4 protein-coding genes and 1 pseudogene are annotated in these 4,197 nt (G+C 68.1%); 1 reads left to right on the top strand and 4 read right to left on the bottom strand.

The window, feature by feature from the left end:
- Window positions 1–104: 104 nt before the first annotated feature.
- From AB0F61_RS28185 to AB0F61_RS28175, 3 genes are all read right to left on the bottom strand, one after another.
- Window positions 105–1,274 carry a helix-turn-helix domain-containing protein gene (locus AB0F61_RS28185; protein ID WP_357815542.1) on the bottom strand — a complete coding sequence of 390 codons (1,170 nt, stop codon included), beginning with the start codon at window positions 1,272–1,274 and terminating at the stop codon, window positions 105–107.
- The gene (locus AB0F61_RS28180) at window positions 1,264–1,431 is read right to left on the bottom strand and encodes a hypothetical protein (protein WP_357815540.1); all 168 of its coding nucleotides are present in this window, start codon (window positions 1,429–1,431) and stop codon (window positions 1,264–1,266) included. Before AB0F61_RS28180 ends, AB0F61_RS28185 begins: the two co-directional genes overlap by 11 nt.
- 158 nt (window positions 1,432–1,589) lie before the next feature.
- Entirely contained in the window at window positions 1,590–2,789 is a 1,200-nt protein-coding gene (locus AB0F61_RS28175) for a helix-turn-helix transcriptional regulator (protein WP_357815551.1), read from the bottom strand.
- A gap of 283 nt (window positions 2,790–3,072) precedes the next feature.
- On the opposite strand from AB0F61_RS28175, the pseudogene AB0F61_RS28170 reads away from it, so the two are divergent.
- Window positions 3,073–3,477, top strand: a pseudogene (locus tag AB0F61_RS28170) (XRE family transcriptional regulator); the annotation flags it as partial.
- A gap of 146 nt (window positions 3,478–3,623) precedes the next feature.
- Here the strand turns inward: AB0F61_RS28170 and AB0F61_RS28165 are convergent.
- A partial coding sequence (locus AB0F61_RS28165; protein ID WP_357815537.1) for a tetratricopeptide repeat protein occupies window positions 3,624–4,197 on the bottom strand: 574 nt, incomplete at its 5' end.

Below are 4,197 nucleotides of genomic sequence, written 5' to 3'. Positions count from 1 at the left end.
GCTGGCCGGACGCCGACCCCGACGACGGCGGCACCGGCCGGATCGGCGAGCTTTCCCGGCGAGCACCGCCGAGCGACTGCTCCCCCTGGCGTAGACCGTCATGCTCACAGCACGCCAAGGTTGATGGCGAGCTGCGTGATCGTGGCTGGGGCGCCCGGAGCGTTCGCGACCTGGCCGACCACGTCCCGTGCCGCTGGCCGGTAGCGGATCTCGGCGGGCGCGATGCTGTCGGCCCGCGACAGGACCCGGGCCGCATGTGTGGGGTCGTTCGCCTGGAGGTAGGCCCGCGCCGCGTCGATCAGGTGCGCGGCGCGGTGCTCGACCGGCAGCCACCGCCAGCCGTCGCGCCCCATGGCCTTCTCGTGCCGGGCGACCGCCTGCGGCCCGTCGCCCAACTCCACGGAAGCGGCGACCCGCGCCAGCTCGACGGCCGTCGGCCCGAACGCCGTCCAGCAGTGATCATGTCCGTCGCCCACCCGAGCGGCCAGCTCGGCCGCCTCATCCAGTAGGTCGTCGGCCATCCGGTCGTCCCCCGCCCTGGCCGCGATCAGCGCGGCCTGCACGAGCAGCGATCCACGCAGCGACATCTCTTCCGGCGTGCCAGGGGCGATCTGGGAAGCGACGGCGAGCATCACCGGCCCTGCCCGAGCTGACGCCCGCAGCACCTGACCCAACTGCACCGCCGCGCAGGCCAGCAAGACCCGGTCACCGGCGGCGGACATCGCCCGGTCAGCGGCCAACCAGGCGAGGCTCCCCTCGTCCAGCTTGACCAGCAGAGCCGCCGTCACCCGATACACCTCAACCATCGCGGCCCGTCCGGCCTCCGGGTCCTGCGCGTGGGCGCGGTGAACCTCGGTCACCAACGCGGGCAGCAGCTCGACCAGACGCGGATAGCGGGCGTGCTGGTAGGTCATCCACATTTGCCGTACCTCCCGAGCCAACCGGTCGGGCGACGTCACCTCGCGGTCCGTCTGGCGACCAAAAGCCATGGGGTACGCCGACAAAGCCGCCCGAATCCGCGCGACTCCTCCGTGACACTCGGCCACCCCGGCGGGCTGCACATCACGACCGAGCAGCGCCGCGGCATCGACCCGCAGCACCGCCGCGATCTCCCGAATCGTCGACAACCGTTCCAGGGAACGGACCCCACGCTCGACCTTGTCCACCCAGCTTTTCGACTTCCCCAACCGATCCGCGAACGACTGCTGCGACAACCGCCGCCGCACCCGCAGGTACGCGACCCGCCGACCGATCGGCACCGGATCACGACTCACCACGCCACCGCCGATCCGGCACCGCCCGAGTCGTCTCCTCCACCGGGATCCGCTCCGACTCCGCCCGCGCGAGCAACCGACGTTTGGCCTCTTCCCGTTCGGCGGCGTCGATCTGCTCGCCGGCGCTGGGCTTACCGGTGTCGTCCCTGTCGCTCAAGCCCCCACCTCCGCTGGCAACGGCGCGACGACCATTACCGCCGCACCCGGCTGCGGGCAGGAGGTGTGTTCGTACGGAGCCCGCCCACACGCACAGCATCGGGTGAACAGGCGGTGACAGAAAGCTAGCGAGTGTCCGCTGGTCGCGCGTGCCGTCCGCTATCGGGTCCCGGGCCGGTACGCCTCGTACACCTCGCGGAATGCTGCCGCCTCCGCCGTCCCGGTGTGCTCGACCTTCCGCAGCACTTCCCGTGCCCGCCACCAGTTCGAGGACACCACCCGCCCCGACCGGACCGCGTCGGCGGCGACGACGCTTGCTTCGTCCGGCTGGTCGGCGGCCAACAGCGCCATCGCGAGATCGAGGCGGGCGGAAGCAGAGCGCCGGGGGCGCTCCCCACCATCGCCGCGCGGGTCCAATTCCGCCAGGGCGGTCCGGGCGATCTGCTCGGCAGCCGGGTCACCCGCCCACGACAGCGTGGTCGCCGTGTACGCCAACGCCTTCGTCGGGTCGTACCGGTAGTGGTGTTCGGCCTGCTCCGGCACAGGCAGGTTCGCGGTCAACCGCTCCAGCCGATCCAACGCCTCACGCGTCCGCCGCACGTCAGCCAACCGCGCCCACACCCGCGCCTCCTGGGCGGTCGCCTGGATGTAGGCCGAGCTACCCCCAGGCGCAACCCGCTGCGCCTGCCGGGAAAGGTCCATCGCCCGCCGGTAGTCGCCTTGAGTGAGCCAGTCCCACGCCTGCGTCTCCAGACACCACGCCTGGATCTCCGGATGCTCAGCATGCTCGGCAAGAGCCATGGCCGTGCGCAGATGAGCGCCGGCTGCGGGCTGTTGCAGCAGATCAATGTGCACCGTGGCCCGCAGCACGGTCAGCCAACCACCGGCAACCACGAGCCGCCGCCGCTGCGCCAACGTCCCCCGACCGTCGAGTAGCCGCCCCACGTAGGCCAACTGCCGCCGCACCAGCGGCAATAGTTCGAGCGGCAGCGTCGTCGCGTACGCACTTGCCAGGTCATCCACGCCCGCCTCGATCCGAGCGACCGTCTCGGCGCTGACATCGCTGACCCGCACCCGAGCCAACAACTCGCCGGCTTCGGTGTCGTGGTCGACGGGCTCGTCCACCAGACGCATGAGTGCCCCGCCGGCGCGCAGCACCTCGTCGAGGTGCCGAGCCGTTTCCGGGGTGGGGGCCTTAGTCCCGGTTTCGAGATCGTGCAGGTGGCTCTTGCCCCGATGAGCGAGCTGACCCAGTGCCCGCAGCGACAACCCCTGATTGGTTCTCAGCGCGCGCAGTTGGACACCGAAGCGCGGATCGACATGCGACACGACGACGCCCCAATCGACTACCCGGACCAGCTTTCAGGCCGGACCACTGCTACGGACGGTACATCGAGCAAACACGGTTTCGCGCAGACCGCATCGTCGCCGCAACACCCACGAACAGGCGTTGACTCCTCAGCATGACCTCCGCTGCCGGGGCGCACCGACAGGCTCAGCACGTTGCGCGCTGTCCACCGTGCCGCCGAGACGCGACAGCACAGGCGCACACCCGAGTCATACTCACTGCGACAGCAGCATGACACACCGCTATTGTGGCGGCATGGACGCCGCGAAAAGCACCCTGCGCGTGGTCCACGCGTCATACGAGGGCGTCTGGCTCAGCCGCTACCAATACCACTCCAGCGGGCGAGGGGAATCATTCGCCGGTCAGCATTTCGTGGTCGTGCTCCAACACGGCGATCGACTGACCGTGCGAAGCCTTCCCGGCTCGGCGGCATCGTCGCTGTCGATGGACCTCACCCTAGATGGTGCCGTGGTCACCGGCACCTGGGTGGAACAGACCGATCCCACCGGCTACTACCGGGGAGCCCGGTACCACGGCGCGATCCAGCTACTGGTAGAGCCCACCGGCCGACGGATGGCCGGGAAATGGGTCGGGTTCGGCAAGGACATGGACGTCAACACCGGCCCCTGGGAACTGACCTTCCGGGATGCTTCCACGTCGAAGGCGACGCTCGACCAGTACAACAGGTTGCCCGAATAGGACGCTTCGCCACTCGTTCAGGGGCGGTTGCGGGCGTCATCAGTGGCTGCCCCACCGCCCCAACTGCTGCCCTCCAGCAGTGCCTGCTGCGACGCCGATGTACACGCTCATGGCGAAGGTGGTGTGTTTGTATCAACTTGGTGTGGTCAATCATGCTGACCGTCCCCATGGCGTTCATCGGTTCGACTAATCAGGTCGCGAATTTCCTGGATTATCTTGGTTACACCGATCTTCTCGGCGGCGGCCAAGCTATCTTGGAGAACCGACCTCGCCTGTTCGCGCTCATCAGCAGCTAGCAGGAGTTGCCCCAAGCGGACACCTACAACCGCGATGCCGTCGGGTCGTTCAAGCTGTCGAAGCGCTTGAAATGACTCAACGAGATGCATAAATGCAGCCTGGTAGTCCTCTTGCATCAATTCAATGCGAGCGAGCCCCCATTTCGCGGCAGCGATTTCATCGAGGTCGCCCATACTTTCGTGGGCACGTAACCGCTTCGTGTGCAGCACAGCAGCTTCGTCGTAGTCGCCGCGCTGGTGCAGGATGTCGGCGATCTTGCCCCAGGTGATCGCAGTCGAGCGGGTGTCACCGAGTCGGTCATAGACCGGAAGCTCGACTTCGCGGCGGATGCGGAGGGCTTCGTCGTAGTCGCCACGCTGATAGAGGATGTCGGCGATCTTGCCCCAGGTGATCGCAGTCGAGCGGGTGTCACCGAGTCGGTCA

The organism is Micromonospora sp. NPDC023888 (assembly GCF_040639415.1).
In the GTDB taxonomy this organism is placed as follows: Bacteria; Actinomycetota; Actinomycetes; order Mycobacteriales; family Micromonosporaceae; genus Micromonospora.
Note: the sequence above shows the minus strand (reverse complement) of the source record. Positions and strands in the feature narration are given on the sequence as shown.